Source organism: Nitrosophilus alvini (assembly GCF_015100395.1).
In the GTDB taxonomy this organism is placed as follows: domain Bacteria; phylum Campylobacterota; class Campylobacteria; order Campylobacterales; family Nitratiruptoraceae; genus Nitrosophilus; species Nitrosophilus alvini.
Genome location: NZ_AP022847.1, coordinates 580,583 through 605,956, shown reverse-complemented (window position 1 = coordinate 605,956; position 25,374 = coordinate 580,583). Strand labels below are relative to the sequence as shown.

The 25,374-nt window shown below is 35.2% G+C and carries 30 protein-coding genes; 9 read left to right on the top strand and 21 right to left on the bottom strand.

The genetic code is table 11. The annotated features are described in order from the left end of the window. Positions 1–2: 2 nt before the first annotated feature. From EPR_RS03195 to EPR_RS03180, 4 genes are all read left to right on the top strand, one after another. A complete protein-coding gene (locus EPR_RS03195; protein WP_200763840.1) occupies positions 3–1,841 on the top strand; it encodes a diguanylate cyclase in 1,839 nt (612 codons plus the stop codon). Positions 1,842–1,850: 9 nt separating this feature from the next. Beyond that, on the top strand, positions 1,851–2,210 hold the full coding sequence (locus EPR_RS03190; RefSeq protein ID WP_200763839.1) for a hypothetical protein: 360 nt from the start codon (positions 1,851–1,853) through the stop codon (positions 2,208–2,210). Positions 2,211–2,262: 52 nt separating this feature from the next. Continuing rightward, entirely contained in the window at positions 2,263–3,606 is a 1,344-nt protein-coding gene (flgK, locus tag EPR_RS03185; protein WP_200763838.1) for a flagellar hook-associated protein FlgK, read from the top strand. A 69-nt stretch (positions 3,607–3,675) separates the two neighbouring features. Continuing rightward, positions 3,676–4,614 carry a flagellin N-terminal helical domain-containing protein gene (locus tag EPR_RS03180; RefSeq protein WP_200763837.1) on the top strand — a complete coding sequence of 313 codons (939 nt, stop codon included), beginning with the start codon at positions 3,676–3,678 and terminating at the stop codon, positions 4,612–4,614. Positions 4,615–4,626: 12 nt separating this feature from the next. Here EPR_RS03180 and EPR_RS03175 read toward each other — a convergent pair whose 3' ends face one another. The 6 genes from EPR_RS03175 to EPR_RS03150 all read right to left on the bottom strand — a co-directional run bounded on the left by EPR_RS03175 (position 4,627) and on the right by EPR_RS03150 (position 9,916). Further along, complete coding sequence (locus EPR_RS03175; protein ID WP_200763836.1) at positions 4,627–4,881, bottom strand: hypothetical protein; 255 nt, start codon at positions 4,879–4,881, stop codon at positions 4,627–4,629. Continuing rightward, complete coding sequence (fliS, locus tag EPR_RS03170) at positions 4,854–5,222, bottom strand: flagellar export chaperone FliS (RefSeq protein WP_200763835.1); 369 nt, start codon at positions 5,220–5,222, stop codon at positions 4,854–4,856. Before fliS ends, EPR_RS03175 begins: the two co-directional genes overlap by 28 nt. Positions 5,223–5,231: 9 nt before the next feature. Further along, the gene (gene fliD, locus EPR_RS03165; RefSeq protein WP_200763834.1) at positions 5,232–6,584 is read right to left on the bottom strand and encodes a flagellar filament capping protein FliD; all 1,353 of its coding nucleotides are present in this window, start codon (positions 6,582–6,584) and stop codon (positions 5,232–5,234) included. 8 nt (positions 6,585–6,592) lie between these two features. After that, a complete protein-coding gene (locus EPR_RS03160) occupies positions 6,593–6,961 on the bottom strand; it encodes a flagellar protein FlaG (protein ID WP_200763833.1) in 369 nt (122 codons plus the stop codon). 101 nt (positions 6,962–7,062) lie between these two features. Beyond that, positions 7,063–7,920, bottom strand: a complete 858-nt coding sequence (locus tag EPR_RS03155; RefSeq protein ID WP_200763832.1) for a flagellin N-terminal helical domain-containing protein — start codon at positions 7,918–7,920, stop codon at positions 7,063–7,065. Positions 7,921–7,975: 55 nt separating this feature from the next. Next, a complete protein-coding gene (locus EPR_RS03150; protein WP_200763831.1) occupies positions 7,976–9,916 on the bottom strand; it encodes a motility associated factor glycosyltransferase family protein in 1,941 nt (646 codons plus the stop codon). Positions 9,917–10,062: 146 nt separating this feature from the next. On the opposite strand from EPR_RS03150, the gene EPR_RS03145 reads away from it, so the two are divergent. The 5 genes from EPR_RS03145 to EPR_RS03125 are packed head-to-tail and all read left to right on the top strand — an operon-like array spanning position 10,063 to position 14,722. Continuing rightward, positions 10,063–11,274 (top strand): tetratricopeptide repeat protein, encoded by a 1,212-nt coding sequence (locus EPR_RS03145; RefSeq protein WP_200763830.1) that lies wholly within the window; start codon positions 10,063–10,065, stop codon positions 11,272–11,274. A 10-nt stretch (positions 11,275–11,284) separates the two neighbouring features. Beyond that, a complete protein-coding gene (locus EPR_RS03140; protein WP_200763829.1) occupies positions 11,285–12,352 on the top strand; it encodes a flagellar brake protein in 1,068 nt (355 codons plus the stop codon). A gap of 3 nt (positions 12,353–12,355) precedes the next feature. Continuing rightward, the gene (locus EPR_RS03135; RefSeq protein WP_200763828.1) at positions 12,356–12,775 is read left to right on the top strand and encodes a hypothetical protein; all 420 of its coding nucleotides are present in this window, start codon (positions 12,356–12,358) and stop codon (positions 12,773–12,775) included. Next, positions 12,738–13,202 (top strand): MotE family protein, encoded by a 465-nt coding sequence (locus EPR_RS03130; protein WP_420827466.1) that lies wholly within the window; start codon positions 12,738–12,740, stop codon positions 13,200–13,202. The genes EPR_RS03135 and EPR_RS03130 overlap by 38 nt, the downstream gene beginning before the upstream one ends. Continuing rightward, a complete protein-coding gene (locus EPR_RS03125; RefSeq protein WP_200763826.1) occupies positions 13,199–14,722 on the top strand; it encodes a GGDEF domain-containing protein in 1,524 nt (507 codons plus the stop codon). Before EPR_RS03130 ends, EPR_RS03125 begins: the two co-directional genes overlap by 4 nt. A 7-nt stretch (positions 14,723–14,729) precedes the next feature. Here EPR_RS03125 and flhB read toward each other — a convergent pair whose 3' ends face one another. The 15 genes from flhB to flgC form a co-directional block, all read right to left on the bottom strand. Further along, positions 14,730–15,782 (bottom strand): flagellar biosynthesis protein FlhB, encoded by a 1,053-nt coding sequence (gene flhB, locus EPR_RS03120; RefSeq protein ID WP_200763825.1) that lies wholly within the window; start codon positions 15,780–15,782, stop codon positions 14,730–14,732. 6 nt (positions 15,783–15,788) lie between these two features. Then, complete coding sequence (locus EPR_RS03115; protein ID WP_200763824.1) at positions 15,789–16,193, bottom strand: hypothetical protein; 405 nt, start codon at positions 16,191–16,193, stop codon at positions 15,789–15,791. Between the two features lie 9 nt (positions 16,194–16,202). Continuing rightward, positions 16,203–16,976 carry a flagellar biosynthetic protein FliR gene (locus EPR_RS03110; RefSeq protein WP_200763823.1) on the bottom strand — a complete coding sequence of 258 codons (774 nt, stop codon included), beginning with the start codon at positions 16,974–16,976 and terminating at the stop codon, positions 16,203–16,205. Beyond that, positions 16,973–17,242 (bottom strand): flagellar biosynthesis protein FliQ, encoded by a 270-nt coding sequence (gene fliQ / locus EPR_RS03105; protein WP_200763822.1) that lies wholly within the window; start codon positions 17,240–17,242, stop codon positions 16,973–16,975. Before fliQ ends, EPR_RS03110 begins: the two co-directional genes overlap by 4 nt. Beyond that, entirely contained in the window at positions 17,239–18,012 is a 774-nt protein-coding gene (fliP, locus tag EPR_RS03100; protein ID WP_200763821.1) for a flagellar type III secretion system pore protein FliP, read from the bottom strand. Before fliP ends, fliQ begins: the two co-directional genes overlap by 4 nt. Further along, the gene (locus EPR_RS03095; protein ID WP_200763820.1) at positions 17,957–18,265 is read right to left on the bottom strand and encodes a flagellar biosynthetic protein FliO; all 309 of its coding nucleotides are present in this window, start codon (positions 18,263–18,265) and stop codon (positions 17,957–17,959) included. The genes fliP and EPR_RS03095 overlap by 56 nt, the downstream gene beginning before the upstream one ends. After that, positions 18,258–18,503 carry a FliM/FliN family flagellar motor switch protein gene (locus EPR_RS03090; protein WP_200763819.1) on the bottom strand — a complete coding sequence of 82 codons (246 nt, stop codon included), beginning with the start codon at positions 18,501–18,503 and terminating at the stop codon, positions 18,258–18,260. Before EPR_RS03090 ends, EPR_RS03095 begins: the two co-directional genes overlap by 8 nt. Before the next feature lie 10 nt (positions 18,504–18,513). Beyond that, on the bottom strand, positions 18,514–19,023 hold the full coding sequence (locus EPR_RS03085) for a flagellar basal body-associated FliL family protein (RefSeq protein WP_200763818.1): 510 nt from the start codon (positions 19,021–19,023) through the stop codon (positions 18,514–18,516). A 26-nt stretch (positions 19,024–19,049) separates the two neighbouring features. Next, on the bottom strand, positions 19,050–20,351 hold the full coding sequence (locus tag EPR_RS03080) for a flagellar hook protein FlgE (protein WP_200763817.1): 1,302 nt from the start codon (positions 20,349–20,351) through the stop codon (positions 19,050–19,052). Between the two features lie 2 nt (positions 20,352–20,353). Continuing rightward, positions 20,354–21,013, bottom strand: coding sequence for a flagellar hook assembly protein FlgD (locus EPR_RS03075; RefSeq protein WP_200763816.1), 660 nt, complete (start codon positions 21,011–21,013; stop codon positions 20,354–20,356). Between the two features lie 101 nt (positions 21,014–21,114). Continuing rightward, positions 21,115–22,413: a FliI/YscN family ATPase gene (locus EPR_RS03070; RefSeq protein WP_200763815.1), complete on the bottom strand. Its 1,299-nt coding sequence runs from the start codon at positions 22,411–22,413 to the stop codon at positions 21,115–21,117. Continuing rightward, positions 22,379–23,035, bottom strand: coding sequence for a hypothetical protein (locus EPR_RS03065; RefSeq protein WP_200763814.1), 657 nt, complete (start codon positions 23,033–23,035; stop codon positions 22,379–22,381). The genes EPR_RS03070 and EPR_RS03065 overlap by 35 nt, the downstream gene beginning before the upstream one ends. After that, a complete protein-coding gene (fliF, locus tag EPR_RS03060; RefSeq protein ID WP_200763813.1) occupies positions 23,036–24,637 on the bottom strand; it encodes a flagellar basal-body MS-ring/collar protein FliF in 1,602 nt (533 codons plus the stop codon). Between the two features lie 9 nt (positions 24,638–24,646). Next, positions 24,647–24,940, bottom strand: a complete 294-nt coding sequence (gene fliE, locus EPR_RS03055; RefSeq protein ID WP_200763812.1) for a flagellar hook-basal body complex protein FliE — start codon at positions 24,938–24,940, stop codon at positions 24,647–24,649. Positions 24,941–24,951: 11 nt separating this feature from the next. Then, positions 24,952–25,374, bottom strand: a complete 423-nt coding sequence (flgC, locus tag EPR_RS03050) for a flagellar basal body rod protein FlgC (RefSeq protein ID WP_200763811.1) — start codon at positions 25,372–25,374, stop codon at positions 24,952–24,954.

The following is a 25,374-nucleotide window of genomic DNA, read 5'->3' as shown; positions in this document are numbered from 1 at the left end:
AAATGAATATGAAAACAAAACTACTTGTTTTAAACGGTATTATTATTGCTGTTCTTTTATTGTCGGTTTTGATTGTTCTTGCTATTAATTTCAGAACATTTTCCATAGATAATGCAAGGGAAAAATCAAAACTTATCGCAAATATAGTCAAAGATGGTCTTACTGCACATATGGTAAATAACATTATGGACAAAAGAGACTTTTTTCTCTCACAGATAAAAAATCTCCAAAGCGTTGAAGAGTTGAGAGTTATAAGATCCAGAAATGTTATAAAACAGTTTGGCGAAGGATTCGGCTCGGAAAAACCCACAAACGATTTGGAAAAAGAGGTACTTGAAACAGGAAAAAGCAAAGACGAGGTTTATGAAGGCAAAGAGGGTGTCAAACTAAGAGTCGTCATTCCTTATACGGCAACTGCATACGCAACCCCTAACTGTTTAAAGTGCCACGATGCAGAAGAAGGTGAAGTTCTTGGCGCTATAAGTATGAAGTTTGACATAGCTCAAACACGTATGGAAGGTATTGTAACAATAATCAGAATTATAGTTATAGCAGTTTTTGTTGCATTCATCTCTTTTTTAATATTCAATTATCTGGCAAACTCATATCTAAAACTGTTTGAGTCTTTGAAAACAGGGCTGAAAAAAGCCTATGAAGGAGATTACAGCCACAGAATACATACCGACTTAAAAGACGAAACAGCAGAAATTGCCAAATGGACAAATACATTGTACGAAAAGATAGAGCATACTCTTGAAGAGATAAAGAAAAACGTCTCTATTTTTATAAACTTCCCTATTACATCAAAAGACCCGCTTATACAAGTAAAAAACCTTGTTAACGAATTGGCGGATATCTATAGATTCAAGAAAATAATAGAAAAAGATAAAGATAAAGAACAGATATACGAAAGAATAGTGGAACTTTTGAAAGAGAGATTCAAAATAAAATATTTCGCTTTTTATGAATGTAACTCTTCTCAAAACTTTAGAAAACTCATATATATAACCAAACCGGAAAGTTTCTGTAAAAGTGCAGACGATGATATAGAGAGCTGCAGAGCATGTCGGGTGAACGATATAGTTCGCTCCGAAGAGTTGGTTCATATATGTGAAAGTTTTGATGGAGACGAAGATATAATGTATCTGTGTCTTCCGTATAGAATAGACGATGATATAAGCATACTCATATCCTTTTCCAGTAAAAACAGAGAAGAATATGACAGAATAAAAAGTCTCATCCCGCAAATCAGCAATTTCCTAGATGCTGCAAAACCGGTTCTCAAAAGCAAAATTCTTCTGGGCAGACTAAAAGAGCTGAGTTTAAAAGACGGTCTAACGGGAGCATACAACAGAAGATATTTGGACGAATTTGCAAAAAAAGCCATACCTCAGGCAAAAAGAAGCGGAATTTCTTATGGCATTCTTATGATTGATATAGATTATTTCAAAATGGTAAATGACACTTACGGGCATGATGCAGGGGATATTGTAATAAAGGAACTTGTCAATACTATCGAAGAAAACATAAGGGATTCGGATGTTATAGTAAGATTCGGAGGGGAAGAGTTTATGGTCCTGCTTTACAATACAGACAAAAATGGTGCTTTTACTGTAGCAGAAAAGATTAGAAACTCTTTTAAAAAGAAAAAAATAGATGTTGGTCCTGAAAAAATTGAAAAAAGTGTAAGTATCGGTATATCAATTTTTCCGGAAGACACCGATAGTCTATGGAAAGCTATCAAGTATGCCGACCTTGCCCTTTACAGGGCAAAAGAGGAAGGAAGAAACAGGGTTGTAGAGTATGAAAAAGAGACCTTTCCGGAAATGGAAGAGTACTGAGAGGAAATAATGAAAAACTTGGAAAGCATTTTAGATAAACTTATAGAACTTCTGGAACTTGAAAACAGATATTTGATAAAAACTGTTTCTGATTCGACACTTTCGGAAGAGTTGCTAAAAACAGTCGAAGAAAAGCAGAAGCTTCTATCAGAACTTGCGGCTTTTGAAAAAAATGAGATCGAACCGTATATGGAAAAGATAGAGAAAATCGATGAGCTGAGTAAAAGAAATATGAGTCTTGCACAAAGTAATTTAAATTATATAGAAGAGCTTTTTGAATCAATATTTGAAGAAAATTCTACAAAACAGTATACTAAAGAAGGAGAAATTCATTCAAAAAAAGAGGGGCTTTTCAATAAAAAAATTTAAATATCTGCCGATAATAAAAAAAATCGGCTTTGAATAATAAAAAAGGAATTCCATGTCTCTGTTTTCTTCGCTTTCAATAGGTTCTCAAGCGCTTCTTTCTTTCAAACGCGGGATTGATATTACAAATAAAAATATGACGAACGTTTATACGGAAGGATATAGCAGAGTAAATCCGGTATTTGAAAATGTTGTCAGCGGCGGAGTCTACCTTAATAGAGCCGAAAGAATTTTTGACAACTCTCTTTTTACCCGAACGATAAACATAAATCAGCAATATACAGGTAATACTGCATACCAGGATATTTTGGATCAGATAGAATTCAACTTTAACGATATTCAGGGCAGCGGCTTTGGTACGGCATTGGATGAATTTTTCAACTCGATGAATGATGTAATAGTAAATCCTGACAACTTAGCAGCCAGGCAAAGTGTTATATCAGAGGCCAAAACACTTGTAGGCAGAATAAGAACCAGTTATGAAAGCCTACAGGATACCAAAGAAAACACAAACCTGCTCATTAAAGACAAAGTCCAAAAAATAAATGAACTGACTTCAAAAATTGCAAAAATCAATGAAGGAATAAGAGCATTTAATGCTGATGAAGCAAAAGTAAACGAATATATGGACGAGCGCGACAGAGCTTTGAAAGAGCTCAGTTCCTTAATAGACACGAAAATAACTTTTCAAAATGACGGAACAGTTAACGTTTCTACTGCAAAAGGTTTTGATCTAGTTCTTTTTGACAAACCACATACTCTGCAGTTTGAAATAGACACAAATGCCGATCCGGTAATAAAATGGGAGGGGATAAATATAACTTCCGAACTTGGCAACGGAGAAATAGGCGGACTTATAAAAGGTATCGATTTTCTGAACCGTACAATGCAGACCTTGAACACATTTACAGAAGAGTTCGCAACTGCAATCAACTCTCAGCACAACAGCGGATTTGATCTAAACGGTAATGCTGGGCAGGATATGTTCAACTTTACTCCCGGCAGTGCTGCTTCAGACATAGAGATAGCTTTTGAAGACCCAAAACTTATAGCGGCAGCAAGTGATCCTGCATACACCAATTCAGACAATACAAATATAAAAGCTCTTCTTGCAATAAAAGAGCAAAATTTTGCGGCATTGGATGGACTGACTTTAAATGAGTTTTACAATTCAAAAATAGTAGCACCCATCGGTTTTGAATCATCTCACAATCAAAATACCCTTACAGACAATAAATTTCTGCTTGAAGCGGCTGAACAGAAACTTCAGGAAAAAAGTGGTGTAAATCTAGATGAAGAGCTGATAAAACTGACTCAACTGCAGCGTTCATATGAAGCAAGTGCCAGAATCATAACCGTAACAGACGAACTTTTGCAAACAGTAATGAATATGATATAGAATTGCTAAAAAATTTTTTACATTTGCCGATAATATATAGAGAAAGAAAATAAAAAAACGAGGAATGTGATGAGAGTACCTGAAATATCTCTTTTTAACACCTTTACAAAGTATGACCAGATTAGACAAAAAGAGATAGAAAAGTATACACAGCAACTATCTTCAGGCAAAAAAATATTGAAACCTTCTGACAGCACAGTTGATCTTGCTGCAAGTCTTCGCTTTAAATCCCTTCAAAACGACCTTGAAGGTTATGCAAAAAATATGGATTATGTACAAAATACACAAAGTGTTGCCGAAGGCTCTTTGAATAGCATTTCCGAAACAGCACAAGAAGCCCGCGTAGAGATAGTCAGGCTTCTTAATACTGGTGTTCTGGATCAGGAGGATGCCGCAATAGTTGATGAATATCTCCAGTCTCTTAAAGACTATATAATAAATCAGGCAAATATTAAAATTGGCGATAGCGCACTTTTCGGCGGAGTCAAGTCCCAGGTTGATCCTTTTACGGCCGACGGAACATATCAGGGAGAGACAGTTGAAACTACGGTTCCGGTTTCAAAAGGAGTTGAATTAAATTCAACATTTAGAGGTGATAAATATCTTGGTGTAAATGAAAATACAGGGAAAATTGCGATAGTTGAAGTTCTTGACAAAATAAGCGAAATTATCAATTCAGGAGATTTGACAAGATTGCACAATCCAGGAGAGGTAAATGTAACAATAAACGGAAAAAGCGCCGATACAATTCTTGATGCTTTCGATCTGGGTCTGAACGCAATTATGCAGCACAGATCACTGATAGGTTCCCAGGGGAAAACCCTTGAAGATTTAAGAACCCAAAACGAAAGCCTTAACGTAAATTTCTCTGAACTTATATCTAAACTGGAAGATGCAGACTATACGGAAGCCATAACAAATCTTGAAAAAGCAAAAACCGCATATGAAGCAACAATGGCATCATTTGCACAGAATAAAGATCTCTCTCTTTTAAAATATTTCAAATAATAAAAAAAGAGATTAAAATTTAAACTTTTTGAGTTTTTGTGTCTGCTCTATATGATTTGCAACTTCAGCTTTTTTTTCCGAAACAAGAGATATTATTGAGTTTACAGAGGAGAAGATATCTTTCTTTTCCTCTTCTGTAAGTACAGACAGATCAATGGTTTGCAGTTTGATGGCAAGTTCTTCCAGTTTTTCAAATTCGCCATTTTCCAAACAGATAAATACTTCATCTATAATTTTTTTTATATTTTCGATTCTATCCCCTCCCAACCCTCTTTGAGATTTTCAAGGATTTCTATAAGATCGTCAATAAGTTTAATATCGTTTTTGGCATGTACAGTTACCAAAGATCTATCGATAAAATCATAAAGATTATGGAGATTTTTTGCTATTTCACCGCCTTTTTCAAAATCAAGAGAAGAGTCAAGAGCATTAATAATATCTGTCACTTTCGAAATATGTTCAATTTTAGATCTAAGATCGTTCTTTTTTATATCCTCTTTTGTCTCTTTTAAAGTCAAAATAGCTTTCTCATAAAGAAGAATTACCTGTTTCAGAGGTGAAGCTGTCTCCACACTGCTTTTTACATATACGTCATAAGGATTTGTCATCTATTTCCTTTATTGGTTCTGTGTATCTGTTGTCGAAGTTGGCAATAAAGAACTCAGTCTGTTCCTAACATCGTTCATTTCAGCCATAAACTGATCCAACCATACAAACTGTTTTTTCAGATTTTCCATCTCTGCATCTATTTTTTTTGCAATAGATTCGATAGAGTCTTCTATATTGTTTATCTGGTTGTCAAAACTTTTATCTTTTGCTTCTATCGGACTGTCATATCCGGTAATATAACTAAGATAATCTCCTAATCCTGTCTTTAACTCATCAATTTTTGTTTTAACGGCATCTGGATCGCTTTGAAGCTGATTGTCAAACTCTGTATTGTCAAGTGTGATTTTTCCTGTAGTATAATCGACACTCAAGACTCCCATTTCAAACAGAGGATCAAATTTGTCAAAAATTGATGATCTTATCTGCTGCAAAGTAAAATCACCTGAAAGTGGTCCATCCTCTGCTGTATACGTTTGTACAAAATCAACTATAGAATTATAACCGTCTATAAATTCTGTCAATGAGGTTTTCAAAGGCTCATAATCTTCGTTTATTGTCAGGTCTACTCCTGTTGCGGAAGTAGAGAGAAGATCAATACGCAAACCGTCTATTACACTATCAAAAGTATTTGTGGAACTCTCAACAGTCTGTCCATATATATCTATTTGAGCATTTTGAGCAGTCTGAACATTACTGGCAGTATATGAACTGCCAAGTTGAAGCTGATCAAGAAGATCTCCACTGCCGGTTTCTGTTATAGTGATAGTATTGTTAGCTCCCGTATCTGCACCGGAGAGCAGAAGCCTATAATTTGTTCCGTCAAAAAATACTGATGCTCTGATATCACTCTGGGAATTGTTTATCGAGTCAGCAATCTCTTGCAAAGTCGAAGGTTGTGTGGTATCAGCAGTATCAGTATCATAATTTATAGTCGCAACTACATTTCCGGCATAACTCAGCTCAATAGTCCCGGCAGCGGTAGCTACAGCAGTAGTATCTTTATCTGAAACACCGGCCTGAGAGAGCCAAACATCATTTTTGGCAAGCTGATTGGATGTTATATTGAGACTTGTATCAGTAAGTTTTGAAGGATCGGTAACAGTGGCAGTTAAAACCGATTCATCCGAGACAAAAACACTTTTCTGGTCAAACGTTGTGGTATCTGTAAGCTTTTCAAAAGCGGAGTTAAAACTATCCAGTAAATCTGAAAAATTTTGATATGAATATTTCTTATCATAAATTTTTGCCTCTTTTTCCTGCAATATAGCAATCTGCTGATTCTTCAACTCCTGATATTTGTCAAGAATAGACTGATAGTCAAACTGCCCACTAAGATTGCTCAGATATATTTCACCTGCCATAATTTTTCCTATGCTTTTTCGTTAAATAGTATACCTGTTACCTCATCTATATATTTTGCAATTTTAAGTACAACATCTGGCGGTAGCTGTCTTATGACCTCTTTTGTTTCACTGTCTATAATTTTTACCACTTGAATGCCGGTATCTTCGTCTGTTTCAATTTTGAGCTGAGAATTTAGCATACTCATCTTTTTATTGAGGTCTTCGATGGATTTTTTGATTATCTCATTTTGGGTATTTTGATCCAGCTTTTTGAAAATCTCACTCTCATTCTCTTTTTGAGTATCCTGTCCCTTCTGCACATTTTGATATGCATCCACATTCTGAGACTGCATGCTGAGTGCAGCTTGTGTAGAATTGACGGCTTTTACATCCATAGTAGTCTCCTGTAAATCATTTGGTCAAAACGCCAAAGTTCTGACCAAATGATTTATCATCATTAATTATATCACAAAAGAGGATTTCTCCTCTTTTGCAATTATCTTAGAAGCTGGAGTACCAACTGAGACTGTTGATTGGCCTGAGCCAGCATACTCATACCAGACTGCATCAAGATGTTGTTTTTGGTAAATTCACTCATCTCTTTTGCAAAGTCAACGTTTCTGATTCTTCCTTCCGCATCGGAAGTATTAACTCTTTGAGTTTCGTTGTTTGAGATAATCTTTTCAAGCTCTATCTGCTTTGAACCATAGTTAGAAGCAAGTTTGTCAACCGCTTTGATAAGGCTATCTACATCTCTGATAGCAAGTTGTGCATCTGTAGAAGTTGTAACATTTATTGTATATGCAGTTGCTCCTATAGTAACAGAAGAAGCTGCACCTGAATTAGCACCTGCAGATGCAGTCGCCAATGCTTGCTTAAGACTTAGTGTCTGTCCTGTTCTACCGCCATACTGAATAGTAAATGTACCAGTAGCAGCTGCATCAAACAGGCTTGTCCCATTAAATTCAGTATCACTGAAAATTTTGCTTATAACATCCACAAGTTTGTTGATGTCTTCTTGCAAACTACCCCTGGAATTTGCGTCTGTAGTGTTACCGGCTTGGATGGCTTTGGCTTTAACATCATTCAAGATGTTATATACTTCACTCAAAGAGCCCTGTGCAATTTGAGCGATACTCACACCATCCTGCGCGTTTCTTGTACCCTGATCAAGGGAAACAGCGTAAGTTTTGAGCTGGTCGGCTATATAAAGGCCGGCTGCATCGTCTGCTGCCCTGTTGACTCTAAAGCCTGTTGCCAATCTCTCCATACTTTTGTTCATTGCCTGTTCAGTCTTTAGCATATTCGCATGAGTGAAATCAGACTGAAAGTTGTAGTTGATTCGTAGTGCCATTTCGGACCTCCTGATTTTTTTTACAATTTTATTATCGGAGGTTCGAAAAAATTTTTTAGCTCTTTTGCACAATTTCTAAATATTTTTTGAAACCCTTCTCGAGAAAGAGACCGATTTCATTAAAAATTTCATCAAAATACTCTACCCTATTTTTACCCTCAGGTACCCTAAGCGATGCTACAAGAGCTATAGTTAAAGCATAATAGACAGTACCTCTGATCAGAGTCCACAGCGAATAGCTTTTTTCATAAATATCCTCTGCCAAAATCCTATAGAGTTCTTCCATTTTTTCATATACTTCATCTATATTTTGTGACTTTTTCATAAATGTTTTTTTATACTCTTTTATAAAATCGCTAAAATATTTACCTACTTCGTCTCTCTTTTTTCTCAGATTTTCCATATTTTTTTTATCATGGAAAAAATTTCTGTCAAAATTTGATTCGATTATCTCTTTCACTTTTTCCTTTATATACTTGCGATCAAGCTTTATTTCATTACTTTTAAGAGGTATAGCACCTTCAATTTTGGCACCATCACTCGCATTATAGACATAGGCATCGGGATAGAGGCGTATATTTCTTTCCAATGAAGTTTTGGTAGCGTCAAAAATCCTGTCTGTTTTTACGTATCCACCGAAATTTCCTTCAACTTCCCTATATATATCGGCTTTCTCTTTTTTGAATTCTTTATCTGCATAATAAACCGAATATTTAGAATGGTGCTTTGTTTCATCTTTATAACCAAGATCTACTCCAAAAAGATATATCTGTCTGAAACCCATATTCAGAGCAAATGAAAAAGCCAGGTTTGTGACGGTTGGAGAGGTATTCACAAGATAGTAATAATCTTCGTCAAATATAAAACTGCCGGCATCTCCTACTCTTAAAACCATATACTTATCCCCGCCAAGATCATATATACCTGGATATGCAAGATTAACTGTTATGATAGAAAGTTTTTTCAGCTCTTCTTTGGAAAGTGTTTTCAAAAGAGCATCATAAGGAGGTTTAAGACGCTCAAGAATAAATTCATAATCGGGAATGAGACCGTTTTTTACCAAAGGCTTCAAAGCCGTACCACATGAAAATATAACTACATCGTCTCTGTATTTTTTTATCGTTTCGATATCTTTATCCAAAGAAGGCCCAGAACCGACAATAAAAACCGGCGTATCTTTATCTATTTTCTTTTTTCTAACATAAAAAGGCGGTTTTTTCTCAATATTTTGATACGTATGCTCAAGCGATATTATCTCATCCTCGAAAAAACCCCACCCTCTTATAACCTCATCTTCTTCATATCTGATATTTTGCATCACCTGCTTAAAAACTCTGCTCTCATAAAGAGGATACTCATAATACATTCCGGCATATACTTCGTTTATTGTTTTCAACTCTTTTATAATATTTTTGGCAAGAACTTTTTCATCCCTGCCGTATGCTATGGTTACGTTAGTATCTTTAAACACCTCTTCCCAATCCATTGTATAAAGAGAAGGTCTGATAAGTTCGATATCCAAGTCCGCCAAAATAATATTTCTCACCTTTATCTTTTTAAGCAACTCTTTAATATGGTATCCAAATCCAACACCATAAACCACGAGAAGATGAATAACTTTTTCACTATCTTTCCCCTCTTCAAAAGTATAAAATTTTTTGTCAAAAGAGAGGCTGTCAACTTTTTTTAACAGTTTAAAATGCAAAGACTCCCTAAAATATTCGGTTGTATTAATAAAAACATCTACATGGGTTTTCGATTTTTGCAAAAATCTGTTTACAAAATTCTCAACATTTATAATACTATGCTCTTTTATATCTATTTCATATAAAGGTTTTCCGTCAAGTAAAAGATTGAGTTTTCCGTCTGCTTCATGAATATGGATATTCCATTTTTCATCATATCCGGTCGAAGTCAGCTTTCTATATAGTTCAGGGCTGTTTTTTTTGATATGTTTCATATTCTTTTTAAACTGTTTCAAATATTGCGCCCGCATTTCATTCCTTCCCGCAATTTTTCGTAAATTTTCTGTATTGAAAATCGACTTTAAAATATATTGTATTATACTCAAAATAGTATTTATAAAACTACAAAACTATTTTGGATAAAATTTGTGTAATTCAGTAAAAAGGTATATATAAAATGAAAAAAATTTCCCTCTGCGTAATAAATAGTATATCTGAGAGTGAAGAAAATAGCAGATGCAAAGAGTCTATTCTTCAAAACCTGGAAAACATCTATGAAGTGATATCATTAAATCCTCTCGATATACCAAAAAACATAGTCTTGAAAACAGAAAGCAAAAACGAAGCAGATATAAGAAACGAAATGATCAGAACCTCAAAAGGCGACTATCTACTCTGGATCGATAACGCCACACAGTTTGAAGACTCTACTATAGAAGAGTATATCGAAATACTTGAAGAGAAAGATACCGATATCATCTATCCAAACGAAATAATAATAAATTCCCGAAAAGAAGAGAGAGTTGTAAATCACAGCAGCTGGGAAGAGAAAGAGTCTGAACTGTTACAGACACTCAATATCGAAAACGAAATTCCAAAATGGGGAGTAATGACAAAAAAAGAGATTTTTGACAGATACGGATTTTTCGAAAAAGATTACGACGAATTTTCATTCTATGCGTTTTTATACAAAAATATAAAAAATCTCCGACTCTCTCTATCGGAGCTAAGTTTCGTAACAAACTACGCTTATGAAACATTCACCGACACAAGCCTTAACAGCAAACTTCTGAGAGAAATTTTAAACAAATACGATATTAAAGAGGATATTTTTGTGCACCTGAACTGGAAAAACGAAAATATCGCATACGCTACGGTATACACTCTTATAGGAGACAAACTATCTGAATTCAAGGACTTTTTCAACGCTTCCGAATTTTACAGAAAAGCACTTTTGAGTTTCCACAACAAAGAGAGTCTAAAAAAACTTATAGATGCTTACTACAATATGGGCCTTTTCGACGAGGCAAAAAAACTTCTTGAAAAACAGGGCCTCGATTCACAGGAAAGTCATAATATCAAAGAAAAGATAGAAAGTACCGAAAAACTTGTAAAAGAGCTTGAAAATCTTGTTGAACAAGGAAAAGCATCTGATGTACTACATACGTTAAATGATATATTGTCTGTTTATAAAGGCGCGCCTATTTATAATATATTTGGAATAATCTTTTTTATAAAACAGGATTTGGATACAGCTTTTCGTTTTTTTTATACTGCAGCAACACTAAATCCCATAGACAGAGATATTTTGTATAATATAGCTGATATAGCAAAAAAAATTAAAAGAGAAGAAGAAGTATCAAGCCTTTACTACAGACTGACAAAATAAAGGAACAGATGTGAATGATAAGCCCCTTTCAAGATTTGAGACATTGAAACTTGCTTCAGAAAACTGGATACATACTGATCTGACATCTATACTCATTATTATATTCTTTATTCTTGCAGTTATTATTATTTTTGTCGGTGGTTTGCTAATGCAGAAATTTTTGAAAACCAAACATATTCACAACTATTTTTTTAAATATGCCGAAGATAAAGGTCTAACGGAAAAAGAGGCGAAAATCTTATGGGATTATTCGAAAAGAATGGGTAGAGATCCTCTTTTGGTTATAGAATTCAAATCACCTTTTGAAAAAGTAGTGGATCTTTATATTCACACTCATCCAAATCCCGATGAAAAACTAGTGCAGGACATGAGAAAGAAGCTAGGATTTAATGTAATATATAACTTCATTCCGCTTACCCTTTCAAAAGATATAGAGATGTTTCAAAACGGCAAAATGATTACAGGCAAAAAAGCATATGACGTAGCTCTTTACGATAAAGACGAAAAGCATATGTATTGGCTTATCATCGGTCTAAAAAGCAGATCAGAAATAGATGAAAACAGACCGGTAAAAATAACTTTTTTAAGAAAAGGAGATGCGATATACAACCTTGAATCTCCAATAACTGAAGTTTTACAAGAAGACAACAAGATAGTTGTAAAACTACCCCACACTTTTGAGATGTCAAGAACACAAAGAAGAGAATTTCCAAGAATCGAAACCGACATACCCGCTATGATAGGAGATATCATTACGGTAGACGGCAAAGAAGAGATTGTCTGGCATATAGGCAGAATACTCGATATAAGTGTAGGAGGAGTAAAATTTTGTATTCCAAAAGATGGTTCAAAAGAGATAAAGACGGGAATCGGGCAAAATGTCTTGTTAAAATTTGAACTTGAAAACAACAGTTACGATCTAAAAGCAAGTATCGAAAACAAAGACGAAAGAAAAACAGCAATATGTCTTGGACTTAAATTTACGGATATAAAAGAAAAAGAAAAGGAGAAAATTTTCGAATATATCCAAAAAGAACAGAAAAAACTGGCACAACTTGCCAGGTCACAAAAGCAGTGAAAGATGGCAAGCAGAGCAGCAAAACTTTTTTTAAAAAAGAAAGTTTTTGAAATAAATGCTATACAAAACGATATTAAACTTCTATCAATAAAAAAAGAAAGACTGATAGAAAAAAAAATGAGTCTTAAAAAAATATATACAGAGGCAGATAATAAAAATTATGAAACTCCACTGGAAATGGAATTTACTAATAACTATTTAAATACTATTTTAAAAAAAATAAAAAAAACAGAATATGAAATAAAAATTATTGAAAAGCAGATAGAAAACAAAAAAGTTATCATGTCCGAACATCTTGCCGAAAAAAAAGGTATCGAAAAATATATCAATCGTCACATAAAAAATGAACGACTAAAAGAGACGGAAAGGGAAAATATTGCAGCAGATGAAACGTATGCGCGCAAACATTATTATGGTAGTTAGTATTTTGCTATCATCGGCTGTTTCAGCAGAAACACCCCAGCAAAAAGAGATTGAGACCCAAATCAAAAAACTTCTCGAACTTAAAAACTATGTACAAAAAGAGATTGAAAAAAACCAAAATCTGCTTGAAGAGATCAAAAAAGAGAAAAAACTCGTACAGCAGGAAAAAAAACAGATGAGAGAGGAGTTTAAAAAAGCAAAAGAAGAGAGGTATAAAAAACTAGCCAAAGTTTTTGAAAAAATGGAACCCGAAATGGCAGGAGAAAAATTGTCCAAAATCGAAGACCCTTCCAAAGCCGCATACATTCTATACAATATGAAAGAAAAAAATGCGGGAGAAGCACTTAATTATGTGGAGCCCGAAAGAGTAAGCGAAATAGTCAAAATTCTAACAGATTTTAAAAAACTGGAAAAAAGAGAAAAATGAGTTTTAAACCTCTGTTAAAAATTTCTATCTTTCTTATTGTTTATCTTATTTTAAATATACTTCTATTTTTCTATCTTTCTATAGACAAAAAGGAAAAAATAGATATATATTTCCAGCAAAAAGCAGATATTCTACGCTCGCAGTTTAAAGCAACCGCAAATGCATACAATATGCTAGCGGGTTTTTTAAGTGAACAGATAAACCAAAACAAAGATATAACATCAAAAGTCTATCGTGCATATATTTCCGAAGAAAATATACGCGATAATATCAGAAAAAAACTCCTAAAAGACCTGACACCTCTTTACAGACTCCTAAAAAGATACAGATTTTATTATCTTACGCTATATTTTCCTGACGGAACGGTTTTTCTCAGACTTCACCAACCGTACAAATACGGCGACAAGATTTTCAAAAAAAACGGTATTGACTCTATTTTACAAAAAAAGAACAGTGATACGATTGAAGAAAAAGCCGGTCTTAAATATATTTTCCCCCTATACTATAAAGATAAATTTATCGCAAATCTTGAAACATATGTATCTTTTAATGTTTTAAAACAGGAGCTCTCAAAACTGTTCGGTTTGGAATATGAATTTATAATAAAAAGAGATGCAATCTCTTCCGGAGTATTTAAACTCGGAAAAAAACTCTTCATACAAAGCGATTTCGGAAGAGAGTTTTTTTATGAAGAGAGTTCGATGAAAACTGATAGGAGAAGAGTAAAAAATGAAACAATACACAAAATAAATCTAAAAATTAAAAACATTGCGGCTCAAAAAATGAAAGAAGGAAAAGATTTTGCAGTTGCCGTAAAAGCTGGAGACAACTATTTTATAGTAACATTTATAACTATATCTTCATCTTTTTCAAAGAAAGACAATAAAATCGGTTATCTGATATCCTATTCAAAAGACACAACCTTTTCCGTTTTTGAATCTGCATTTTTACATAATTTAACAATGGGAAATATCCTGATAATCGTCCTGCTCTCTTTTGTATTTTACATAATCCATACAAAGGAAAAATTTCAACTTCTTGCAGTCACTGATAAACTCACAGGAGTATATAATAGAAACAAATTTTATGAAGTTGCACAAAGAGAAATGGAGCGTTCAAAAAGATATAAAAGGCCTCTTTCATTGATTATTATGGATATAGACTATTTTAAAAAAATCAACGATACCTACGGTCATGATACAGGAGACTATGTATTAAAAACCATATCTAAAATATTAAAACAGGGGCTGAGAAAAAGTGACTACTTTTTCAGATGGGGTGGAGAAGAGTTTATTGTTTTGGCACCAGAAACAACTTTATATGGCGCAAAACAGCTTGCAGAAAAATTAAGAACTATGATAGAAAACCATAAATTTGACAAAATAGGAAGGGTTACGGCAAGCTTTGGTGTTGCTTCTTATGAGATGGAAAAAGATGCCGATGAAATAATAAAAAAAGCGGACAATGCTCTTTATACTGCAAAAGAGAGCGGAAGAAACAGGGTTGTTCTTGCAGAATAAACAACGATTATACAACACCTTTTTTTCTGTATATTTTTGCCAAAATTTTTGCAATTGCCTGATAAAGATTTTCCGGAACAAAATCTCCTATTTCACAGGTAGAATATAGTGACCTTGCCAATGGCGGATTTTCTTCTATAGGGATTTTGTGTTCTATTGCCACTTCTTTAATTTTAAGAGCTACTCTATCTTTTCCTTTTGCTATAACTTTTGGAGCCTGCATCTGACCTCTTTTGTATTGGAGTGCAACAGCATAGTGCTCAGGGTTGGTAATGACAACATCCGCTTTGGCAACCTCTGCCATCATACGCATCATGCTCATCTCTCGTTGCTTTCTTTTTATCGCGGATTTTATCTGGGGATTTCCTTCGTAAAGTTTGTGTTCCTCTTTTATTTCATGTTTGCTCATTTTTATATTCTCTTCATATTCATGTTTTCTGAACATATAATCTATAACGGCAATGGGAATTGAGAGTATTGCAAAAGCGAGTATCATAATAAGCGTATATTTGACAAGAAAATATGCCTCCTGGTTGACAGAAACGGAATAGAATCTAAATACATCTGCCAACAAAAACTTCACAAGAAAATATGAGATAATTACAGCAACCGAAAGTTTTAGCAAATTCTTTACAAGTTCAAAAAGTGTCTTGAGTGATACGAGCCTCTGCAGCCCTGATATAGGATTTATTTTGTCGGGTTTAGGCACCATCGGCTTCAGTGTAAAAAGAAAACCGAATTGAGCAATATTTGAAACAAATCCTGTTACAAACAGTGCCAAAAACACAGGAAAAATCAGTATACCCATAATTTTCAATATTTCCGTAAGGGTCATTTTATTTGTACTGACTATAAGATGGAGAGGATTTGCAAAAACATATCTGAAAAGTTCAAACAGCTTTTCATATGCATAGGGAATATAAAAAATCAACAGCAAAGAGACTACAAGTAAAGATGCAGAAATAGGTATATCCTGACTTTTAGCCACCTGCCCTTCTTCACGCGCCTTTTCCCGGCGCCGGGGAGTGGCTTTTTCGGTTTTACTTGGATCTTTAGCCATCTTTTACTATTTTTTCCTCATTCTTTGAATAAGTGCACCGATATCAAAACCCAATTTTGCTTTCAGACTATCCACAAACTTTTTTTTATCAGGATATTTTTTTAAAAAAAAGACCATTGCGCTGTCAAACTCTTTTTCCATTGTTAAAACATGTAAAGGATTCTTTTTTGCTTTTTTTGCAAAAAGCCATAAAATCTCACTCTCAAACTCTTCAAGATTTTTCTCTTTAGCAACATGAATAAAACGTCTTTTTATTTTTTTCTCTCTTTTTATTGAATAATAAACAGCTACAACTATAAAAAATATAACCACCACAGTGAGAAAAACCGTAATAATAACCAGAGACTGGATATCGGTACCGTTAAAATGTTTCAATCCCTCTTCAAAAACCGGCGGGAGTATATCTCTCATAAAATACCTTTAAAATCCGATATTTTTAATTATACCAACATAGTCTTCACCGAGTCTTTGAAGTATCGTTACAGACATATAGACAATAACCGAGCTTCCAAAAGCCATAGCCGCCAGTCCTGCAAATATCTGCATAGGAAGCCCCACTATAAAAACGTTTATTTGTGGTATAAGTCTATTGATAAGAGCCAGTGCGATATTTAAAATAAAAAGTATCAAAGCAAAAGGAAATGCTATCTGAAATCCGAGCATAAAAATTATGGATGATTTTTCTATAATAAATTTCCAAATACCTTCATTGATATGTAAAGATACTGGATCAATCAGATCAAAACTCATAACCATAGAACCTATCACATAATGATGGCTCTGCGTAATAAAGAACATTAGATAAAAAAGCAGGATGAAGAATTTATTTAAAATAGATATTTGACCAAATGCCGGATCAAAAATATTTACTATCGTAAGACCCATAAAATAACTGATTATCTCCGCGGCATAGGAAAAAGCCGAAATAAAAATATTTACTAAAAGTCCCAAAGAAAATCCTATAAAAAGCTCTTTTAACACTAGTAAAAAAAGTACCAGAAAATCATATTCTTCTATATTTACACTCATATTTAAAAGAGTTTTGATATAAAAAGCTATTGCCACAACAAGAAGAATTCTTATATTTGTAGGAATCATTGTAGTATTTAAAAGAGGAAAACTGAGCATCATAGCAACAACTCTTGTAAATATAAGTCCAATTAAAAGCGCATCATCAGGAGTAATGAGATTCATTGCAATATTCTGGCAAGATTTTGAAAAGTCTCTTTGATATATTCACTCAAAAGCATAAACATCCATGAACCGAAAACAATCATAGCAACAACTGTCGCAACAATTTTAGGTATAAATGTTATGGTCATCTCCTGTATCTGTGTGGCAGCCTGAAAGATACTTATCAAAACTCCAACAACAAAAGCAGTCATGAGTACAGGTCCACCGACCATAAGAGCGGTTTTCAGCATCTGTTCTATCAACGTTATTGCCTGGTCAATACTCATTTGTAACTCTCTATCAATGCTTTTATAAGAAGTTCCCACCCGTCAGCAAGTATAAAAAGTATAAGTTTAAACGGCAAAGATATCATCATAGGCGGAATCATCATCATACCCATAGACATCAAAATACTAGCTACTAAAAGATCGATAACCAAAAAAGGCAAAAATATAATAAAAACCACTTCAAAAGCAACTTTTATTTCACTTACAAGGAAAGCCGGCATTAATGTAGTCAGGTTCAGGTCTAAATAGTTTTCTGGTTTCTCTTTCGATATGTCAATAAAAAGTTTCAAATCCTCTTTTCTGGTATTTTGAAACATAAATTTTTTAATAGGATCTTTTGCTTTTTCTATCGCTTCCATATCATTTATCTCTTTTTTTATATATGGCTGTATAGCATTGGTATTTATCTCTTCATATACAGGTTTCATAATAAAAATAGTCAGGAACAAAGAGAGGGCTATTATCACCTGATTTGGCGGCGATTGTGGAATACCAAGAGCATGGCGCAAAAGAGACAGGACTATAACTATTCTTGTAAAAGAGGTTACCGTTATAAGTATTGCCGGTGCAAGGCTAAGTATTGTAATAAGAAAAAGGATTTTTATAGAAACATCAAGGTTTTTTAGCTGTGCAATCGTATCTTCTACAACATCTGCACTGATCTGAGAAAAAAAACCGAAAATAGAAAGAATAAAGAGGAGTTTCAGTGTAAAATTATGATTTTTTGTCTGTATCAAACTCTCTGTTTTCTTCTGTATCTTGTTTTTCATTCCACTCTTTTATCTTTTTTATTCCGCTATCATCCGATGAAAGAAAAAAAACTGTATCTTTTACCTTCACCAATATCAAAGATCTATTTTTGGACAGATGTTTTATCTCTTCTATTTTAATAGCTTTGCCGCTCCCGACTTTACCGAAAACGCCGAAACCTGATCTGTTAATATAGTAATAGATTGAATAGATGAAAATTACAATTATGGAAAAAGAGGCGAGAAGCTTCAATATCTCACCGTATTCAAGCAAGGTCAACAATCCTTACACCGTATTTTTCATTTGCAACAACCATCTCTCCCAATGCAAAAATTTGATTGTTGATGTGGACATCGATATACTCTTCGATTCCTTTGTCAAGCTTGAGTATATCGCCCTCTTTTAGTGCAACTATATCCATAAGCATTTTGCTTGTTTTTCCGACAGTTACATTTATTTTCAGTTCCACATCGTTCAAAAATGAAATATCCGGTATGCTGTTGTTTTCCATATCACCTGCTTTACGCTGTTTGTATTACAAAATCTGTAAAATAGACATTTTTTACACCGCCGATAGGAAGAATCGCATTTATTCTTTTGATGATCTCCTCTTTTAGCTGCTCTATTCCTTCAGAATTTTTAAGTTCACTAGAGCTTTTTGTAAAAAGCAGTGTTGTAATAGCGTCTTTTATCTGAGGAAGTCTTTTTTCCAGCTCCGCTTTTATCTTTTCATCCTGAACTTCAAGAACAATTGATATTTTAAGATACCTGTCCGCATCTTTATCCGTCAGGTTTACGATAAATGTACCAACATCGAACTGAATACCCAACTCTTCTACATTTTTTATCTCTTCAACAATCTTTTCGGCCTTTTTCTCTTTCTTCTCTTCCTCAGCCTGTTTATCAAGAACCAAGAATTTATAAGCTGCTCCACCGCCTGCAGCTAAAATAATAAAAAGAAGGAGAAAAATTATAAGTTTTTTCTTTCCCCCTCCCTTTTGTTCTTCTTGCTCTTTGTTCTCCTCAGCCATTAAAACCCTTTTAAAAATTTTTCATATTATCTTTTAATATCCATCGTTGTCTGCAAAATCTGATCAGACGTGGTTATTGTTTTCGCGTTGGCCTGATATGCTCTTTGAGCTGTAATCAGATTTATAAACTCCTGAGAAATATCCACATTACTCATCTCAAGCATTCCGCTTCTTATCTTGCTTATAACGCCTCCAGGCACTATTATCGGAGTAAATGTCTGTTGGTTTGGCAGATAAACACTGTCCCCTTTTCTTATAAGCATCTCTTTATCCTTGAAAGTGGCAACCGCCAGTCTTGCAAGGTCTCTAACTTTCCCGTTTGTATAAGTTGCTCTGATTACTCCATCTTCACTCACAGCAATTGACATCAAGTCACCTTTTGAGTTTCCATCCTGCTGAGCATAAAAGATAAAATCGGATGCAAGCTGCCTCATATGGTCAAAAGCAATATTTGTTTCTAATGGTGTAGTTGCTCCATTTGATAAAGTAAAAGATGTTCTTGGATCATTTCCAGTTTTAGTTTGATTTCCTTGAGCATCATATGTATAAGTAGCTGTATTTGTTCCATCTGATACACTTGTTATTCTTCCTTGTGAATCAAATTCAAGAGATATCGTAAAGTCCTGAGTTGTATCGTTATCCAACAAAACATGTACATCCCACTGATTTGTAGCTGCATCGGTATGTACAAAATAGTATGATAGAGTATGTGGATTGCCAAGACTGTCATATATTGTCATTGAATTTACATAGTTGTACGTTGTAGAATCAGCAGCGTCAAACGCAGCGGTTATAACCGTAGCAGTAGAATCGATATTGGTAGGATTTTCAAAAGAGATTTCGCCTGTTGTTTTTGGATCCATTGAGTTTGGAATATTGAGACTTCCCATATTCCCGTCAAGATTTCCGTTCTCGTCTAGCGCCCATCCCTGAACTTTAAGACCGTTCTGGTTTATCAAATCACCGTTGGCATCTACCCTGAACTGACCGTTTCTTGAGTAGTACATCAGTTCCGCAGCTTCATTTTTCAGCATGAAAAAACCTTCTCCGTCAAGAGCAAGGTCTGTAGGAGCGTTTGTTGTCTGAAAAGTTCCCTGGCTAAAGTCCTTTGTGGTACTATTGACAAATGAACCGCCGCCTATCTCTATATTTTTCGGGACACCGCTGTTAGAGTATGTTGTTAGTGAACTTGAAATAAGATCTTCAAAATTTGCCCTCTCACCTTTGAAACCTATGGTATTGACATTCGCTATGTTGTCAGATATTACCGAAAGCCAGGTTTTGTTGGCGTTCAGTCCAGAATTTCCCGTATAAAATGACTGGATCATAATTATCCTCCTATCTGGGTAATATTGTCTAAATCAATTGAACCGTTCTCATAAAGAGCGACTATATTGTCTTCATCTCTTTCTATTCCTGTAACAAGAGCCGTCGAATATACGGTAGAAGCAACATCCTCATCCGCATTTCTTGCGATTACCGCAACACTGTAATAGCCATCTTCCAAGGAACTGTTATTTATCTCGAAAGGATATATAACGCCGCCGCTGAGATTTGAAAAAGTTTCGCTCTCCACTACATCTCCGTTTTTATCGTAAATATACAAATCAACTATCTCTGCATTGTTGGCAAGTTTAAACTCTACTTTACCAGTACCGTTTTGGATAAATGTCTGATTTCCCTCATATATAATTTTCTCATTTATCAGATTTGATGCCTGAAGAAGAAGTGTTGAAGAACTTCCGGAAGTAAGAGTCTGTACAGCACTTTCAAAATCATTCATGACTTCTAGTTCTCTGAGTTTGAGCGTATCATTTATAAATTGACTGATATCCTGTGCTTCAAAGGGATCCTGATACTGAAAATTTGCCAGTAAAACTTTCAGAAAATCTTCCTGATTCATTTCTGAATTGTCATAGTTTGCATCAACAACCTGAATTTCCTGACCATTGAAACCGGTTACAGTTGTGTAGTCTGTTATCGAAGCCATCGCCTCTCCCTTCCGTTTCCGATACTATGTGATGCGGATATTTACAAATTTTATCCAAACAATATTAAAAAAATCTAATATTAGGCCTTTTTTGCCCATTTTTATGCAATTTTTGCATCATTAACCAGTTCTTTTAGCTGTTTAAAACTTTTTTGAATGTCGACTTTTTCATTTACATCCTGTTTCAGAAAATTTTCCCATCTATTATGCAGACTTATCGCAAGGTCTATTTTTTGTGATGTTCCTTTTTTATAAAGACCAAGATTTATCATCTCTTCAGCCTCTTCGTATGCAGATTCTATTTCTATATATTTTGACTGAGCCTGTAAAATCTCTTCACTGACTATCTGAGGCGTAAGTCTGCTTATACTTTTCAAAACGTCAATTGCCGGAAAAACTCTTTTTTGAGAAAGTGCTCTGGATAGAAGAATATGCCCGTCCAAAAATCCGACTGCAGCATCTGCAACAGGATCCATTGATATTTCATCCCCTTCAACAAGAATGGTATAGATACCGGTTATACTTCCTTTCCCTGCAAAACTTCCGGCCTGCTCGATAATTTTGGGAAGAAGAGAGAAAACGGAAGGCGTATATCCTTTTGAAGTTGGCGGCTCTCCTACCGCAAGCCCTATCTCTCTTTGCGCCATTGCAAGACGAGTCAGAGAATCAACAAGAAAAAGAACATCTTTCCCTATATTTGAGAAATAGTTTGCAATGGCAATCGCAGAATATACCGCCCTGATTTTCGCAAGAGGGGTCTGGTCCGAAGTAGCTACCACAACAACTGACTTTTTAAGCCCGTCAACACCCAGATTGTCCTCTATAAACTCCCTCACTTCTCTTCCCCTCTCTCCTATGAGGGCTATCACGTTTACATCGGTTTTTGTAAATCTAGAAATCATTCCAAGAAGAGTACTTTTTCCGATACCTGCACCGGCAAATATCCCTACCCTTTGTCCTTTTCCTATCGTTAGAAGCGCATTTATGCTTCTTATTCCCATATCGAGAGGTTCATGTATTCTGTCTCTTAAAAGCGGATTTATTGGATCGTTTCGAAGATAGTAATAATTTGTATAGATAATCGATTTTTTATTAAGAGGATTTCCGAAAGGATCTATCACTGTTCCAAGCAATTCTTTTCCCACACCGATACTTACCGGCTCCAGTCTTGCCTCAACAAAACTGCCTACTTTTACGCCTCTTGTGTCATCATAGGACATAAGAAGAGTTTTCTGTTCTTTAAATCCCACAACTTCCGCTTCGATACCATTTTCAAGCAGACATGAATCTCCTATTGAGACTCTAGGTAATACCGCCTCGATTACCGGTCCGCTGACACCGATAATTTTGCCCATTACCTTGTACTTAGGTAAACTTCTTAATCTCTCTTTTAATTTCATCTTTTAGTACTTCTATTTTTTCGCGTATTTTGTTTTGAAGTTTAAAATCATGAAACTCAATGACAAAATCGCCTTCATCGATATCTGAATCTTCTGTGATTTCGATTTTTTTGAAATTCTCTTTTATAAGAGGATATATCTCTTTCCCGGTCCTTATACTAAGAGGCAATGACTCTTTGAATTCATATACTATCTTTTCAATAGCACTCTGTATATACTCGTGATTCTCTTTCCGGATATACAAAAATTCCAAAATTGTCTCTATGTTTTCAAGTAGTATATCACTAAGTCTGCAGATATACTCTTCCAGTTTCAGTTTAATCTCATCCTCTATGGAAGCGTATTTTTTTTTGATTTCGTCGATCTCTTCATTTTTACTTTTTTCCAGTGCTTCAAGATCTGCTCTCAGTCTTTTTTCAAACTCCTCTTCTGCCTCTTTTTTTGCTTCCTCGTAACCTTTCTTATAATATTCTTCCTGATTTTTACGAAGAACTGCCTCATAATTTTCCTGTATTTTGGCAATCTGTTTTTTGTAAAAAGCCTCTACCTCTTTGGGACTTTTGTTTTCGATTTCATCTATCTGGGACCCGTTGAAATGGCTGAAATCTTCCAGATTTATCATCTATTTCGTCTCTTCTTTCATCCATTTGCTTATCATATCGGCAATCATCTGAGGATTTTCATCGGTCATCTGAAGAATTTTTTGGTAAGCAGGCTCTCGCTCCAGATCAAGAAGTTCAATCTCTTTTTCATGCATTGTTTTCATCTCTTCCATAGATTCTGCAAAAGCAGCTTCTTCAGCCATTTTTGCCTCTTTTTTCGCCTTAAGTCCTTTCACGGTTAAAAAGCCTATAAGTGCAATAATAACCAGAGCCAATACTCCTATTGCCGCAAGCAGCGCCATCTCTTTAGCAGTGAGCCCCTCAGCCATTCTCCTCTCCTCTATGGCCTCAGGCGCTTCAAACGGAACACTGACTACTGTAACTTTATCTCCTCTTTTTGGATCAAATCCGATAGCACTCTTTACAAGCTCTTCATAGATAGCCAACTCCTCTTTTGACCTTGGTACAAACTCTTTTGTTTCGGTATTGTTGCCGTCTTTTACCGTTTTGTATCTTCCGTCGACAAGCACACCCACACTAAGTTTTTTTATGGAAAAAAGATTTTTTTGTGTCTTAATTATAGATTTTGATACATCATAATTTGTAGTGACGTCTTTCCTGCTTTTCTCCTTTACAACATCTTCTTTTTGCTGCCGGTCAATCACAGCAGGAACATTTGTAGCAGTCCCCGGCATACCTTCCGGTTTTTTTCTGTAGCCTTTCTCTTTTTCCTGTATTTTTCTTTCGCTTACAACCGCAACCTTGTCCGGGTCATACAGTTCATCTTGCTGACTGACTTTGGAACTTTCTATATCCACGCTTGCTCTTACAACCACCTTTTGGGGTCCCAGTGCTTTGGATAGCATAGACTGAACGCTTTTTTCTATCTCTCTTTCAATTTTCTTCTTCATTTCAACTGCATCCGAGGGTCTCTCCTCCTCTGATGGTTCAAGCATATCAGTAAGCACACGGCCCCGATTGTCAACAACCGTTACGTTTTGGGGGTTCAGTTTTTCTACAGCATGGGAAACCAAAAACACAACAGCCTTTACCTGCTCTTTATTCAAATCTCTGCCGGGCCAGAGCTTTAAAATAACAGATGCTTTGGCATTTTCCTCGTCTCTTGCAAAAATTGAGCTTTTTGGCAGTGCAATGTTTACTTTTGCATTCTGTACCGCATCAAGCTGCTTTACAGTCCTTGCAAGCTCTCCTTCGATAGCACGCAGATAATTGATATTTTCCTGAAAATGGGTAGCTCCCATTTTGGGTTCGTCGAATATTTCAAAACCGACTACTTTTGAAGAGGGAAGACCTTTGGCAGCAAGTTTCAGCCTGATATCATAAAGATTTTTCTGCGGAACAAGAATAATGCTTCCGTTTCCTTCAATTTTGTATTTTATACGCTCTTCCTGCAAAACACTGAGTATACTACCCGCATCATCGGGACTCAGATGTGTATATAGAACCGCATAATCCTCTTTTGTTACATTTTTCATCAAAATTGCAGCCAAAAGCAAAATTATTGCTGCAAAACCCAAGATCATAAAAACAGCTTTGAGACTCTTTTCGTTCTTAAAAAGCGACAGAGTCTTTTGTGTAAGTGTATTAAAGTCCAGTGCCAATTACCGCCCCTATACCTGCATTCTCATTATATCCTGATAGCTCTCCAACGCTTTGTTTCTCACTTCTGTCAGAAGTCTGAAAGATATATCGGCTTTCTGGATCTGAAACATCAGCTCCTCCAGGTTGGATACATCGCCGCTTATCAGTTTCTCCTCGGCAACTCCTGCGCTTTTGAGTTCACTGTTTACATCAGCTATAAAGTTTTTTAAAATATCTTCAAAACCGGCTTTCGGTTCTTTCTCAATCTTTGTTTCGATATCCAGAAAGAGATTGAAATCTCCTGAAACTCCGTCAACTCTCATTTATCACTCCTCTACACTCTCAAAATCTCAAGCGCTTTGAGCAGCATATCTTTGTGTGTATTGAAAGAGGTCAGATTCGCCTCATAACTTCTCATAGCCGACATCATATCAACCATCTCTCTCATCGGATCGATGTTTGGCAGACGCACATAACCGTTTTCATCTGCAAGGGGATTTGACGGGTCATATTTCAATTTGAAAGGAGAGGGGTCTTCTACAACCTCTTTTACCCTAACTTTTGCGAGAGGCAGATTTTTCCCCTCTTCCATTTCACTATCAAGAACAGCTTCAAAAACAGGGATTTTTCTTCTGTATGGTTCTGTGTTTATATCGTTTGTTGAATTGATATTTGCCAGATTGCTTGAAACTATATCTATTCTTATCTTTTGCGCAGCCATTCCCGTCTGGGAAATTTCGAGTCCTTTAAACAGCAT